The sequence below is a fragment of the Pseudomonas sp. RIT-562 genome (assembly GCF_026241895.1).
Taxonomy (GTDB): domain Bacteria; phylum Pseudomonadota; class Gammaproteobacteria; order Pseudomonadales; family Pseudomonadaceae; genus Aquipseudomonas; species Aquipseudomonas mandelii_F.
In genome coordinates, this window is sequence record NZ_JAPJIV010000009.1 from 1 (window position 1) to 13,336 (window position 13,336).

The window sequence follows — 13,336 nt, forward strand, 5'->3', positions numbered from 1 at the left end:
CGGCTTCCTGATTTTCATCGTCGTACAGTCAACGTAGGAGACAGAGCCTGATGAATGACGATGACGAACATCCCGATTTGCACAGTCGTAGATTCCCTGTCCGCGAAGACATGGCTTACCAGCTAAAGGTCTGGCGCTTTGAACGCTGTGGTTGGTACCTGTTGGTTTTACTGGTTGTGTTAGGGCTGGCGGGGCTGTTTTCCCGTGGGCTGCTCAGTACCAGGGATGTACGCAGCGATGATGGCAGGATCAGAGTGCAATACGAGATGTTTCATCGCAACGGCTCAACCAACTCGATGAAAATCAGCGTGAATGGCGCTCCAGAGTCCACGGTTGAACTGGAACTGGCCGGAGAGATACTGGAGGGGTTCAGCATCGAGACATTGCAACCTGAACCGGCGCGGGCCCGCAGTTCTGCTCAAGGCATTAGGTTATGGGTTCAGACCGATACCCAAGGCCAGGCCGAGTTGTTCGTTACGCTGAGAGGCGATGGACTTGGGTTGTTCCACAGCCGCGTCGTTCTGCCGGGTTCGAACGATGTAAAACTCGCTCAGTTCATATTCCCCTAGGTGACTTATGGATTCGGTATTGCGTGCAGCAGCGATGTACTTGGCGCTCATGGTGCTATTCAAGATTGCCGGCCGACGGTCATTGGCCGAGCTGACGACCTTCGATTTCGTCTTGTTGATGATGATTGGTGAGGCCACTCAGCAAGCGCTGCTGGGCGACGACTTTTCCGTGACCAACGGGATACTGGTCATCGTAACGCTGATCGCGATCGACGTCGGCCTATCCCTGCTCAAACAGCGTTCCGGCTGGGTATCACGGCTGATCGATGGCGAACCAACGATCATCGTCGAGAATGGCAAGCTTTTGCGCCAGCGGTTGCGCCACGCCCGGTTGGTGGAGGCCGACATCATGGAGGCAGCACGATCCAGTCAGGGCATCGAGACGCTGGAAGAAATCAAGTTCGCGATCATTGAGCGCAATGGCAAGATTTCCATCATTGCCCGTGAGGATTAATTTCTGACGCTCGCCTGCGTTTTCGAGATTTTCTTGGAACACCCTGATTGGTCTGAGGCCTAAGAATTAACAATCTGAGGAGGGTTACATCATGTCTGAAGCTACCAGCTATTTCGTGATTGCTATTGCTGTGATCATTCTGCTCGTCGATCTTTGGGCAATTGTCAGCGTGTTTCGCAGCGACAAAACGGTTGGGATAAAAGCCGGTTGGGCTATCGGGCTCATCATCTTCCCAGTCATTGGTTTAATCGTTTGGGGTGTTGCGGGGCCTCGTGGGATCAAAGAAGGCCCTTCGTCGCCAGAACACAGTAAGGGGTAGTCAGCATCCGTCTGTCGCTAGCGCAGAAGGTTTTTGAAATTTACCCAGATGCATTTGCTTCAGATGATTGTGGGTTGGCATTCGGTCTCTTACCGAGTGAATCGCAGCCCGTATTCGCCTGAGGAGAATGTCATGTTTCTACATAACAAACGACTTCAATACACCGTGCGGGTTGCCCAGCCAAATCCTGGGTTAGCAAATTTATTATTGGAGCAGTTTGGGGGAGCTCAGGGCGAGCTTGCAGCCGCCTCACGCTACTTCACCCAAGCCTTGGCAGAAGATGATCCAGGCAGAAAAGATCTGCTTATGGATATCGCCACCGAGGAGCTCAGTCACCTTGAGATCGTCGGGTCGATCATCGTGATGTTAAACAAGGGTGCCAAAGGACAAATGGCTGAAGGTGTGGAGGAAGAAGGAGAGCTGTATCGCGCCATTAATGGTGCCGGCAACGACTCTCACATCACCAGTTTGTTGTACGGCGCGGGTGCTCCGTTGACTAACTCGGCGGGCGTACCTTGGTCGGCAGCTTACGTCGACACCATCGGCGAACCCACAGCAGACATGCGCTCAAATATCGCCGCTGAGGCGAGAGCGAAAATTGTCTATGAACGGTTGATGAATGTTACCGATGATCCGGGTGTGAAAGAGGCCCTAGGATTTCTGATGACGCGTGAAATCGCCCACCAGTTATCTTTCGAAAAAGCACTGCATGCCATCCAGCCAAATTTCCCTCAGGGCAAACTGCCGGGCATGCCAGAGTTCACCAACGTCTACTTCAACATGTCACAGGGCGAAGGCAGCACTCGCGGCCCTTGGAACGAAGGGGACGATTGGGACTTCGTGGAAGATCCGGCGCCTGCAGTGGATGGTGGGGACGGCACCGCCTCTGTGCAATTGAGCGCTGAGGACGAGGCGCTGCTCATGGATATGAAAGCAAGGACGATGTCCGACCCAGACAGCAATCCGATCACAGGGGCGGATTTAGGGGCGGGGGTACAAGGCGAACCTCAACCTTGAAGAGCAGCCGCACGCCCTCTGGCGTGCGGTCTTCCATCTTATTCAGAGGGGAATCACATCATGGTTAACAAAAAATCAGCGCGTCAGAATTTAACTGGCCCTGAGATGCTTTTTGCCACCAGCGTCGCTTACGAACGTGACGCGCAACGCGTATCCAGGCAGTTCCTACGGTCGCTTTCCGTATCTACTGAAAAGTACGATTCAAAAAAATAGGAGGTATCCGTGCCCGATCCGTTGACCTCATCAGGCGCACCGCCTCGCTCCTGGTTCGCCCGGTTCTCAGGAACTGGGTGGGGCGGGCGCGCCTTCTGGTCAATTTTGATTGGCGTAACATTGTTCTTACTCATATGCGGGTATGGCGCCTTTGTCGGCGCCAACAAACAAAATCTGCACTTCGCTTTTCTCGGTGGCATGTCAGGTTTCGCTGCGACGGCAATGGGAGCTGTCGTAGCGATTGCGTTACGAGACATCGCCGCCCGCACACAAGACATCATGTTGGGCTTCGCCGCCGGCATGATGCTGGCCGCCAGTTCCTTCTCGCTCATTCTCCCTGGTATTGAAGCAGCTCAGGCCCTGTGCGAAAACCAGTCGCTCGCAGCTTGCGTAGTTGTTGCGGGATTGGGACTGGGCGTAGCGTTGATGGTTGGCCTTGATCGTTTCGTCCCTCACGAACATGAGAAAAGCGGACGCCGGGGGCCGGACGCGCAGCGTATCAATCGTGTTTGGTTGTTCGTCCTGGCAATCACTCTACATAACCTGCCGGAAGGCATGGCTATTGGAGTGAGCTTCGCCAATGGCGATATGAAGGTCGGACTGCCACTCACCACTGCCATCGCCATTCAAGACATTCCTGAAGGTCTGGCAGTCGCCTTGGCGTTACGCGTGACCGGTATATCCGCACTGCGCGCGGCGCTGATTGCAGTGGGTTCTGGGTTGATGGAGCCGATTGGCGCAGTCGTCGGCTTGGGTATTTCCAGCAGCTTTGCATTGGGCTACCCAATTGCACTCGGTTTGGCAGCGGGCGCCATGATTTTTGTGGTTTCCCATGAGGTCATTCCCGAGACTCACCGCAACGGTCATGAGACCCCCGCTACCTTAGGACTGATGCTCGGTTTTGGGGTAATGACGTTTCTCGATACTGCTTTGGGTTAGCTACCAACCTTTTATCCGTCGCTCTAAAAATTTTCGGAACACCGCTTGACTGCGACTGGTCAGTCTTCATGCACGGCAAGTTTTGCATGCTTGTTGATCCCATGCGGACGCCCATCAGGCGTCGCCAATACTGACCAGAAGGAAGTTTGGAAATGGCTAGAAAAACTGTAGAAGACTTGTTTATCCATGAACTCTCTGATGTTTACAGTGCGGAAAAACAAATCACCAAAGCATTGCCGCGCTTGGCGAAAGCAGCGACTAATCCACTGTTGGCAGACGCGTTTACGTCCCACTTGGAGGAGACCCATGGGCAGATTGAACGCATTGATCAACTGGTCGAGCTGACCGGTATCAAGCTGAAGCGCATGAAGTGCGCGGCCATGGAGGGACTTGTCGAAGAGTCGAAAGAGCTGCTGGAAGAAATTGACAAAGGGGCTGTCCTCGACGCCGCACTAATCGGTGCGGCGCAAAAGGTGGAGCACTACGAAATTGCCGCCTATGGCACGCTGATAGCGATGGCCAAGCATCTCAAACTAGACGATGCAGCGGCTTTATTAGCCGCAACCCTTGCTGAAGAAAAAGGGGCTGATGAGAAGCTGAGCAAGATCGCGGAGCAAGGCGGCAATCAAGCGGCGACCATGGAAGCTAAATAAACAGGCGTAGCAAGTATTCTGGTCGACGAAGACAGGTTCGCCGACCAGATTCTAAAGGAAAATCATGATCGATCCGATCAGATCCGATCCGAATTAATCTCACGCGAGTCTGGTGCGCATGAGCCATGATGCTGAATTTTCCTCGCACGCATTTCTGGAGCAGTCTTGGAGGAGAAGACGATGATCGATGAATCGATAATTCGCGAAAGAGCGTATGCACTCTGGGAAAAGGATGCGTGCCCGGAGGACGCTGATCTTTTCTATTGGTTTCTCGCACGCGAACAGCTAGAGACTGCGCTTAAACGGAGTTCCGTCGAGAAGGCCGCGTGCGAAGGGAGAAGTCTCTTTGTTAGTAAAGTCACCGCAACCGCAGATGAAATAAAACTACGTTTCCGGAAGCGAGATACAGCTTGAGAACGATTTTCCGCGTCTCGCTTTGACCACCATGTGCTATGGCGATGTCCCTTACGTGCCGATGGAAAGGCTCAGATTGAAACGGCGGCCTTCCAATTTATAGGCATCCCTACCTCGACTCCCCGTGATTTGCAGTGCGACACTAAAAAAATGCCCGCAAATAGATGCGGGCAAGTCAGGAGGTACACAGGCAGCCTGGCAAACTTGCTCAGGCGTAACATTATGATTCTTGGCAGGGGACTGGAGTTCGCTTCATTTTTTGCGAATACGGGAAATGCTGATAAACGGTATAGGCCATGTTTCACCTACAAGCTGTAAATTGGGTGCGGCAAAACTTCATACGCAATTTTAGGAACACAATGCTGATTATGACTCTCTATCGGATACCCACTAGGGAGTCATTGCCATGTACGAAGATCGAAAAGACCAAGCATTAACGACTTGGCACAAGCTTTTGGAAAGGCCAGAAATTCGAATGACCGCCCAAGAGCAGTATGAGGAGCTACTCCGACTCGCGGAGGAGTATTTGAATCAAGGCTTCATTGATCGCGACGAGAGAAAGCGCCTGGTCACGGAAGCGGCTCGGCGTTATGCCCGAGCTGTCGATGGAGTGGGAAGTGGCACGTAAAGGCACGGTCAGCTGATATCGGTGAACGCAAAACGACAAGGGATAGGCAGATCAGGCTGCCCCGTTTCGCACTGTCTGACCAAGACTAATCCCACTTTTTCGCGTCGCTAACCGACTGAATAGAAATATCGCTTTTGGACGACTTTCTACCTACGTAGTAAAATCAGTTTCTCTTTTGCGTAGAGCAAGCACTCGGTCATCAGGTATTGGAACCCTGCGCTCAACAGCTACGTGGCCTCATTCACGAAGACTCTCGCTTGCATGCCTCCTCAATGACATCGATGAATTCATCATGGGAAATCGGCTTGCCTACGTGGTAATTGAATCCTGCTGATTTGGTTTTTTTCTGATCAGCCGATGTGTTATAGCCACTTAACGCAATGGCTGGGGTGTACTTCAAATGGGGGATTTGACGAATTGCCTGAATGAATTGATGCCCGTCCATGATGGGCATGCCGATGTCCGAAATGATCACATCGTAGTTGCTATCTTTCGAGACCGTTAACGCCTTCAACGGGTCGGTGAACGCTTCGACAAAGGCATCTTCCATCTCAAGCAACATCTGGAGGATTTCCAGCACGTCTTGAGAATCATCTACCAAAAGCACTTTTTGACCAACCAGACGCCCCGAGTTATCTGATGCTGGATGTGGGTCATCAGGAAGTCGATCAGGCTGGGACAAGGGCAAACGAACGGTGAAAGTACACCCACGACCAATGCCTTCAGAGAAAGCTATAACCGAGCCGCTATGCGCCTCTACCAGCTGTCGCACTAGGGAAAGGCCAATGCCGAGTCCTTCCCGTTGATGGTTCGCATGTTGGTTTTCGGCCTGGCTGAACAAATCAAACACCTTGTGGATACTGTCTTGATCGAGGCCGATGCCGCTGTCTATGACTTCCAGCTGCGCCATATCCTCGTGGCGCGAGGCAATCAACCGGACGCGACCTCCTTTAGGCGTAAACTTCAGTGCGTTGTACACCAGATTCCAAATGATTTGTTCGAGACGAGTGGTATCCGCCTCGATCACCAAGGGTCGCTCCGTTGATTGCGGCAACTGCAAATGGATTTCGCAAAGATGCTGATCATTGCTCACCACGGTGTGAATATCTTGAAGGACTCGACCCAGATCGACGGCCTGCTTTTTCAGTTTGAGCTTGCCGGTGCGTACCCGAGCCACATCCAGCAGATCATCAATAATCCGGGCCTGGCTAGTCACCGCATCACAGATGGTATTCACAGCCTTCATTGCCGGGCCAGCAGTCTTGGCCATTGGTAAGCGACGCAGCAACTCTGCATTAAGTTGGATGAGATTCAGCGGATGTTTAAGCTCGTGTGACATAACCGCGAAGAATTCGTCTTTGAGATGACTGCTGTTTTGAGTCGCTTGCAGATGCTGGCTCTGTTCATCCTGTTTGCGCTTGTGACCAGTCAAATCGCGCGCGATTTTGACGTACCCTTTCAAGCTTTCCCCCTGAAGGCGCGTTACTTCTCCGCTGCAATAAAAACGGCTGCCGTCCTTACGCTGATGCCACCGTTCGTCCTCCCCACGCCCTTGTTCGCGCGCCGCACGCAACTCAGTCTCGGGCACGCCTGTGGCACGATCTTCAGGTAAGAAGATCAGGTCGTAGTAAGCGCCCATAACCTCCTCTTTGGTAAAACCGAAAATAAACTCGGCGCCCGTGTTCCAACCGGTGATCACACCCTGCTCATCGAGAATAATGATGGCAAAATCGTGCGTGCTTTCAGCCACGAGTCGCATCCGTTCTTCGCCCACGCGCAAATCTTCCTCTGCAGCACGGCGTTTAGTGATATCGATAAATGTGAGTATCGTCCCGTCAATATGATCTTCGCTGGAACGGTAAGGCAATAAGCGGACAATGTACCAGCGATGGTCATTGCTGCTGACCTCACGCTCGATCATATTGAGTGATTCGAAGACGGTTGCAGCGTCTTCGGCCATCTCGGGGTAGTCCAGCCTATGGGTGATGTCCAATAACGAGCGCCCCGTATCGACAGGCAACATGCTAAAGATTTCGGCTGATTTTGGTGTAAACCAGCGAATGCGCATGTGGCGGTCGATAAACACCGTAGCAATATCGGATGAGCTGATCAGGTTGGTAAGGTAGTCATTGACCTTGTCAGTTTCCTCGACCTTTATCTTCAGTTCGTGATTGACCGTCAGCAATTCTTCATTGATTGATTGCAACTCTTCCTTGCTGGTTTCCAACTCTTCAGTGGCCGACCGCAGCTCTTCGTTGACGGCTTGCATTTCTTCGTTGGAAGCTTTGAGTTCTTCGCTTGAAACCTCTGATTGCTCGATGGTTTCCTGTAAATGCAGCTTGGTGCGCTGTAGCTCTTCCTCTAGGCTAATGAGTACCTGATTTTCAGTCTGGGTTTGAGCTAAAGGATCTTGCGAGTCGACTTCCTGCTCCTCAAAAAGTACCAGTACAAAGTCATTTTCGGTTTCCTCGTCCTTGTACGGATGGGCGGTCAAATTGATGAGATAACTGCGCTGCTCACGTTCGATACGAACCCTGCGCGAAGTGAAAGCAGCCCCAGACTGCTGCACTTGAAACAGCGTGGTTCGGATTTCTAGCCGCAAGTCCGGATGGGAAATAGCGAGCAAATTTCGCGACATCTCGCCAGCGACATACCGGAGGAAGCGTCCAGCGCCTTCGCTCATATGCAAGATATTGGCATCGCTATCGACGATCACACTCGGTGGCGCGGTTTTACCGAGTGCCCGCAAATGAATATCTGCCAATGCCACCTTGTGTGTGGCGGACGGTTTCAGGGGGAGAGATACGGAAGCCGCAGCGATAGTTCGCCCATAACCCCCTCGGGGAATGGTGGGCGCTCGTCGGGCACTGTTAACGGCGCTTTTGGCACGGAAGATACGGTTGCGTTTGTCGACCGGTGTGAAAAGATCCAGGCAATCGTCAATCGACTCGCTGCTACCCAGAAAGAGGTATCCACCTGGTCGCAATGCAAAATGAAACATTTGCATGATTTCCCGTTGGACTTTGCGATCCAGATAAATCAGCAAGTTTCTGCACACAACCAAGTCGATCTGCGAGAACGGCGGATCCAACAGCAAGCTGTGCTGAGCGAATAGCACCCTTTCGCGTAAATCCTTGCGGATCCGAAACTGCTGGTTTTCCTTAGTGAAATTTTGCCGCAGCCGATTAGGGGGGACGTCCGTCAAGATCGCTTCGGGATACAGCCCAGTGCGCGCAGTCGTGATCGCGCGATCATCAATGTCCGTGGCGAACACCTGTAAATTGGCGGAGCTGGGTTCCTGGGCCATGTATTCAGACAACAAAATGGCAAGGCTGTACGCCTCTTCGCCAGTCGAACAGCCCGCTGACCAGACACGTACCTCTTCGCGATGCGGGAGGGTCTCTTGAAGTGACTGCAAGAGACTGGGAATGACATGCCGCTCCAAGGCCTCAAAAGCTTCCCGGTCGCGAAAGAAGTTGGTAACGCCAATCAGCATGTCGCCCAGCAACGCTCTCGTTTCTTCGGGGTGCGTTTCCAAGTAGTCGTAATAAGCGCTCAGATCGGACTGTGCCGTGACTTGCATCCGTCGTTCGATACGGCGCAGGACAGTGGCACGTTTATAATGTTTGAAATCGTGCCCAGTCCCTGCGCGCAACTGATGCAAGATGTCTTGCAATCGCTGTTCAGCGACGACCGCTTCGCGCTCGGTGGCAGGAGGGGTTGTTCTGATTTCAGGATCATTGGCGGTGGGCAGGATAATCGATCGGGAGTTGCGCCATAGCTCCAGCAACTTTTGTGGCATTTCCACCACGGGCAAAACGATATCGACCATCTGCGTTTCGATAGCTGCGCGGGGCATGCCGTCATATTCGGCATCTTCCGGCGTCTGGACGAGAGTAATCCCGCCTTGCTCCTTAATCCGCGATAATCCCACAGCGCCATCCGAACCGGTGCCCGATAGGACGAGGCAAAAAGCGCGTTCCTTGTGCACGTCTGCCAGATCCCGGAAAAACAGATCTATGGCAATGTGCATGCCTCGCGGCCGCTCCAGAGCGGTCGCCGAGATATAGCCATCATTCATCATCAAATGGTGCGCTGGCGAGATGACATACACTGTATTTTTTTCGATGGGTGTCGTGCTGCTTACCTGAAGCACGGGCATCTTAGTCGCTTGCTGAATGATCTGGTCAGCCAAGCTCTGATGGTCGGGTGAGAGGTGAAGAATGACGACAAACGCCATGCCATTATCACTGGGCATGTGTTCGAAGAATGATTTGACCGCTTGAAGTCCCCCAGCAGAGGCGCCGATACCGACCACAGGAAACGGCAACGTGCTTGGAATCAGTTCGTTGCGCTGTGGAACGCTGGACGATCGTTTGATGGAGGACGTCATAAATAAGGGCCTTTTCTAGCAGCGGCAATAAACTGCCAGTGCTTTCGCATCATAGCTCCTTTTGTCATCAGCCAGTGGTAGAACAATTGCCGGTTAAACCCGCTATCGGAAGTATCATCGCGTGTAGCCAGGCCGAAAGACTGCTAATCAGCCGCCGTTAACCGATGGCGTTCGATTGGACAGAAGATTCGATAGTGCAATGAAGAATGTCGTCCGTTATCAATTCTCCGTCTCTGCTAATACTGTTAGTTCGTAGGAAAATCCGATGACCTCAAGCCTTTTCGATGCAACCGCATCCAAGCTTGATAAGCCTGCGTTCGTAGGGCGTCGGCAGAGAACTTGATTTCGTTGAAGCGACGCCAAAGCACGGCGTCGCGACAGCCGTCAGCAAACAGACCGTAGGCGATATCATCGAGCCTATTCGCTTCGTAAAGAAGCGCATTAATTCTCGCGAGTTCGCCTTCATCTTCCGTTTGATCGAAGTCCTCGCTCATGGCTACGCCTCAGTCCATACCAAGGCGTTTGTTTCGCGCCATTTGACATCCGTCACCCCAAATCTTTCAGCCTGAGGTTTCGACATGACCTTCAAAGGCGGTTTACCAGGTTTAGGAATGGGAGCTAAACCGGCGTCGCAACTCGCCCAGTGCCATGCGTCCACATTACGCATCGCCTTAGCGCGAATGACGAACGACTTTGGCTGCCCATAAAGCTTGTAATCGATTACAAAAATATCTGTTTGGCTCATGAGTTCCTCCGTACGCTCATAGGCAAAAGAGTGGTGCTCACCGAAAAAATTCCAACGTTTTTCAGCGTTACTTTGAGCCCTTTTCTCCTCATGCCGTCCTGAGGTCGAAATCGCCCTATTGTTTGATACGTCTCCCTGAACAGCAGCGCCCTAGAACGGTCAGAGCGAGGCGTATGTTTTTCAACACCGCTCAGCAGCGTGCTCAGGCGGGTGCACCGTTTCAGCTATTAGTCCTGAAATGCCTTGTCGAATAATGCTTTGGCGAATCGTTGACTACTTCCACATTTGAACAACACTAAATGAACACTGCTCCTAGGACGAATACGATGATCTCTGCTCTTGAGCTCCGACATATCATTGAGTGTGGCTTCCTACCATTGTCCTGCTCATGCACGACAAATGCGGATGGCTCGTTGATGATTAAGGTTACCGATCCTTCAACAGGCAGTGTGGAGCTTTTGGTGACGGGGGTTTCGACTGCGGCGCTCACGTCTAGCAGAGCTATTGCCGGTTTAATTGGCGAGCTACGCAGTGAGATGGCAGCACGCAAAACCAGTTTCGAGTCGAGTGAGCGCAGAGCGCAAGAACGTTGAGCAGATTGATGCACAAGGATAGCTGTCAAACGCTGCCTTTGATGTCAAACTGATATCGGCCATACTATGGCTTCATTTTCATGGAGCCCGCCCCGTGTCCTCCGATAGAACACAGCAACTTGAGCAAGCACTTCTAGCCGTTATAGCGGCAGCCACAAAGATCGGTTTGAGCTGTGATGCACTATGTGCAGAAGCGGTTGGCGGCCTGATGGCAGATCGTTACTGGAAGTGGTCGCTCACGGAACATAAACACGGCGCTGCTGATGAGATAGAGGAAGCGCTCACCAAGCTTCTGATGATGGGAGTAACGAAGTCGAGCCCGGCCTACCTCGGATCTCCGATCCCGTGATTCAGGCTTTGTGAATCGCAACGCCAGGCTGCAGTAAAGTCGCCATAGCGATAACGAAATCATCCAGTGACCACGGCTTGTGGAGATAGATGTTAGAGGCTGGAACAGCTTGAGGATCTATCAAATATCCAGAGGTCAGGATTGCTGCAATTGATGGCCATCGACTACTTACCATCTCGATGAACTCGATCCCCTGGATCTGGCCAGGTACGCCGTGGTCTGCGATCACCAAACGACACTGTTCATGAGTTTGAAGCAGATAGGTTAACGCATCATCTGCAGTCGCAAAGGGGATTGCCTTCCCTCCGACCTCCGATACGATTTTTTCCATCAATGCTCGCAAGGTCGGATCGTCTTCGATGACGATCACCGATCCCTCAATAGGCAAAAAACCTTCCCACTGGACGATCAATCAAAGATCCCTTAGCCGAGCGCACTTGCCGGCGTCTGATGAGTCAGTTTCTGAGTTTATTCGCATTTCGGTATTTTGTGACCATTCTTCCGATTGGTTTGATGACACAGATCACATCTAGACTTGAGCACCTGAACGAACTGAATAGGGGAGGCCGACCAGGGTGGAAAACCGTTAACATTTTCGGATCGCCCCCCCAAATGAAAAAAGGACGAGAGTTTTCGGTAAAAAACCGAACCATCTCGTCCTTTTCACTTACCGGTAGACCTTAGGTAGTCAACAGTGTTGCGCTGCTATCGATTTCCGGAATGTCCATGTGGCTATCGCCGGGTGTCAGAATGACTTTTCGGCAGTCCTCTTCTTTTTTATCAAAGATTTTATATCCCTCAGCGGCCTGTTCCAGTGACATGCGATGGCTGATGATGACTTCCGGTGAAAGACGACCAGTCTCGATGTGTTCGAGGAGCTCAGGTAGGAAACGGTGCACATGGGTCTGGCCCATTTTGAAGGTCAGCCCCTTGTCGAATGCGTCTCCGAACAGGAAGCCATGAATGAACCCTGAATAAACGCCAGGAACACTGACGATGCCGCCGCGTCGAACGGCGGCGATGCACTGACGTAAAGCCTTGCCGCTGCTGCCCTCAAGCTTGAGTGTCGCGAGAACTGTTTCCGTGGTACTACCCTTTGCTTCAAACCCGACCGCATCCACGACGCCATCAACTCCGCGCATTCCTTTGGTTTGTCGAATGATCGTATCTGCGGGATCGTCGTCTTCATCGAAGTTGATCGGAATTACACCGTATGTTTTCTGCGCGTATGCCAAGCGGTAAGGATGGTGATCGACCATGAAAATTTGGTCGGCACCGAGCATCCTTGCACAGGCCGCGCTCAACAACCCAACGGGGCCTGCACCATAAATGGCGATGCTGGAGCCATTACCAATCCCCGCGTTCGTTACAGCCTGATAAGCAGTTGGAAGGATGTCTGACAGGAAAAGAACCTTTTCATCCGACAGCGTCCCCGGCACTTTAAACGGCCCGGTGTTGGCTTTCGGTACGCGCACGTATTCGGCCTGCCCGCCAGGCACACCGCCGTACATGTGACTGAAGCCGAACAGCGCGGCTCCTGGTGGTATTGCCTTTTTATTTATGATCGCTCCGCGCCCTGTATTTGTTGTTTCGCAGGCCGCGAACAGATCCATTGCGCAGAAGAAACAGCTGCCGCAGGCGATTACAAAGGGAATTACCACGCGGTCGCCGGGTTGCACGGCGGTCACCGCTGAGCCTGCCTCTTCAACTATCCCCATGAACTCATGGCCGAAGATATCGCCATGCTCGACAGTTGGAATCTTTCCCCGATAGAGATGGAGGTCAGATCCGCATATCGCCGTTGCGGTAACCCGAAGAATGATGTCATCACTTTCCTCGATTATCGGATCGGGAACCGTGTCGACTTTGACGCTGTGCGCGCCGTGATAGGTGAGTGCTCTCATGACGTCTTACCTACTTCAGCTGGATGGTAAGTGGGAGAGGAGGATCGAAGAAAGTAAGTTCAGAGTGATATAGACGCAAATGACTAGCGGTCGCGTATGTCGGCACGCTCGTAATTTTTTAAACCTTATGGAGTCGAAGTAGGTCG

General features: G+C 52.4%; 15 protein-coding genes. 10 read left to right on the plus strand and 5 right to left on the minus strand.

What is annotated here, in order from left to right:
- Positions 1-50 precede the first annotated feature (50 nt).
- From ORL50_RS13185 to ORL50_RS13215, 8 genes are all read left to right on the plus strand, one after another.
- The gene (locus ORL50_RS13185; RefSeq protein ID WP_194693060.1) at positions 51-569 is read left to right on the plus strand and encodes a hypothetical protein; all 519 of its coding nucleotides are present in this window, start codon (positions 51-53) and stop codon (positions 567-569) included.
- Positions 570-576: 7 nt separating this feature from the next.
- A complete protein-coding gene (locus ORL50_RS13190; RefSeq protein WP_194693059.1) occupies positions 577-1,023 on the plus strand; it encodes a DUF421 domain-containing protein in 447 nt (148 codons plus the stop codon).
- Positions 1,024-1,114: 91 nt separating this feature from the next.
- Positions 1,115-1,342 (plus strand): PLD nuclease N-terminal domain-containing protein, encoded by a 228-nt coding sequence (locus ORL50_RS13195; RefSeq protein WP_194693058.1) that lies wholly within the window; start codon positions 1,115-1,117, stop codon positions 1,340-1,342.
- Between the two features lie 132 nt (positions 1,343-1,474).
- On the plus strand, positions 1,475-2,359 hold the full coding sequence (locus tag ORL50_RS13200; protein ID WP_158828913.1) for a manganese catalase family protein: 885 nt from the start codon (positions 1,475-1,477) through the stop codon (positions 2,357-2,359).
- Between the two features lie 318 nt (positions 2,360-2,677).
- Positions 2,678-3,511, plus strand: a complete 834-nt coding sequence (locus ORL50_RS13205) for a ZIP family metal transporter (protein WP_416236026.1) — start codon at positions 2,678-2,680, stop codon at positions 3,509-3,511.
- A gap of 152 nt (positions 3,512-3,663) precedes the next feature.
- On the plus strand, positions 3,664-4,164 hold the full coding sequence (locus ORL50_RS13210; protein WP_194693055.1) for a YciE/YciF ferroxidase family protein: 501 nt from the start codon (positions 3,664-3,666) through the stop codon (positions 4,162-4,164).
- Between the two features lie 180 nt (positions 4,165-4,344).
- Positions 4,345-4,578: a DUF2934 domain-containing protein gene (locus ORL50_RS29105; RefSeq protein ID WP_194693054.1), complete on the plus strand. Its 234-nt coding sequence runs from the start codon at positions 4,345-4,347 to the stop codon at positions 4,576-4,578.
- Positions 4,579-4,984: 406 nt separating this feature from the next.
- Positions 4,985-5,206 (plus strand): hypothetical protein, encoded by a 222-nt coding sequence (locus tag ORL50_RS13215; RefSeq protein WP_194693053.1) that lies wholly within the window; start codon positions 4,985-4,987, stop codon positions 5,204-5,206.
- Positions 5,207-5,447: 241 nt separating this feature from the next.
- Here ORL50_RS13215 and ORL50_RS13220 read toward each other — a convergent pair whose 3' ends face one another.
- From ORL50_RS13220 to ORL50_RS13230, 3 genes are all read right to left on the minus strand, one after another.
- Positions 5,448-9,599 (minus strand): CheR family methyltransferase, encoded by a 4,152-nt coding sequence (locus ORL50_RS13220; RefSeq protein WP_266015437.1) that lies wholly within the window; start codon positions 9,597-9,599, stop codon positions 5,448-5,450.
- Positions 9,600-9,844: 245 nt separating this feature from the next.
- Positions 9,845-10,093 (minus strand): hypothetical protein, encoded by a 249-nt coding sequence (locus tag ORL50_RS13225; RefSeq protein WP_266015440.1) that lies wholly within the window; start codon positions 10,091-10,093, stop codon positions 9,845-9,847.
- A gap of 2 nt (positions 10,094-10,095) precedes the next feature.
- Positions 10,096-10,344 carry a DUF6555 family protein gene (locus ORL50_RS13230; protein ID WP_266015443.1) on the minus strand — a complete coding sequence of 83 codons (249 nt, stop codon included), beginning with the start codon at positions 10,342-10,344 and terminating at the stop codon, positions 10,096-10,098.
- A gap of 326 nt (positions 10,345-10,670) precedes the next feature.
- Here ORL50_RS13230 and ORL50_RS13235 point away from each other — a divergent pair, with 326 nt between their 5' ends.
- Positions 10,671-10,937 (plus strand): DUF1652 domain-containing protein, encoded by a 267-nt coding sequence (locus tag ORL50_RS13235; protein WP_266015446.1) that lies wholly within the window; start codon positions 10,671-10,673, stop codon positions 10,935-10,937.
- Between the two features lie 94 nt (positions 10,938-11,031).
- Positions 11,032-11,286, plus strand: a complete 255-nt coding sequence (locus ORL50_RS13240) for a hypothetical protein (protein WP_266015448.1) — start codon at positions 11,032-11,034, stop codon at positions 11,284-11,286.
- Position 11,287: 1 nt separating this feature from the next.
- Here the strand turns inward: ORL50_RS13240 and ORL50_RS13245 are convergent, their stop codons facing one another.
- Positions 11,288-11,698 carry a response regulator gene (locus ORL50_RS13245; protein ID WP_266015451.1) on the minus strand — a complete coding sequence of 137 codons (411 nt, stop codon included), beginning with the start codon at positions 11,696-11,698 and terminating at the stop codon, positions 11,288-11,290.
- Between the two features lie 268 nt (positions 11,699-11,966).
- Positions 11,967-13,190 carry a zinc-dependent alcohol dehydrogenase gene (locus ORL50_RS13250; RefSeq protein WP_266015454.1) on the minus strand — a complete coding sequence of 408 codons (1,224 nt, stop codon included), beginning with the start codon at positions 13,188-13,190 and terminating at the stop codon, positions 11,967-11,969.
- Positions 13,191-13,336: the final 146 nt, after the last annotated feature.

Bases quoted from the DNA above. Each gene is read 5' to 3' on its own strand.
- ORL50_RS13185 (WP_194693060.1), top strand. From the start codon at position 51: ATGAATGACGATGACGAACATCCCGATTTGCACAGTCGTAGATTCCCT.
- ORL50_RS13190 (WP_194693059.1), top strand. From the start codon at position 577: ATGGATTCGGTATTGCGTGCAGCAGCGATGTACTTGGCGCTCATGGTG.
- ORL50_RS13195 (WP_194693058.1), top strand. From the start codon at position 1,115: ATGTCTGAAGCTACCAGCTATTTCGTGATTGCTATTGCTGTGATCATT.
- ORL50_RS13200 (WP_158828913.1), top strand. From the start codon at position 1,475: ATGTTTCTACATAACAAACGACTTCAATACACCGTGCGGGTTGCCCAG.
- ORL50_RS13210 (WP_194693055.1), top strand. From the start codon at position 3,664: ATGGCTAGAAAAACTGTAGAAGACTTGTTTATCCATGAACTCTCTGAT.
- ORL50_RS29105 (WP_194693054.1), top strand. From the start codon at position 4,345: ATGATCGATGAATCGATAATTCGCGAAAGAGCGTATGCACTCTGGGAA.
- ORL50_RS13215 (WP_194693053.1), top strand. From the start codon at position 4,985: ATGTACGAAGATCGAAAAGACCAAGCATTAACGACTTGGCACAAGCTT.
- ORL50_RS13220 (WP_266015437.1), bottom strand. From the start codon at position 9,599: ATGACGTCCTCCATCAAACGATCGTCCAGCGTTCCACAGCGCAACGAA.
- ORL50_RS13225 (WP_266015440.1), bottom strand. From the start codon at position 10,093: ATGAGCGAGGACTTCGATCAAACGGAAGATGAAGGCGAACTCGCGAGA.
- ORL50_RS13230 (WP_266015443.1), bottom strand. From the start codon at position 10,344: ATGAGCCAAACAGATATTTTTGTAATCGATTACAAGCTTTATGGGCAG.
- ORL50_RS13235 (WP_266015446.1), top strand. From the start codon at position 10,671: ATGATCTCTGCTCTTGAGCTCCGACATATCATTGAGTGTGGCTTCCTA.
- ORL50_RS13250 (WP_266015454.1), bottom strand. From the start codon at position 13,190: ATGAGAGCACTCACCTATCACGGCGCGCACAGCGTCAAAGTCGACACG.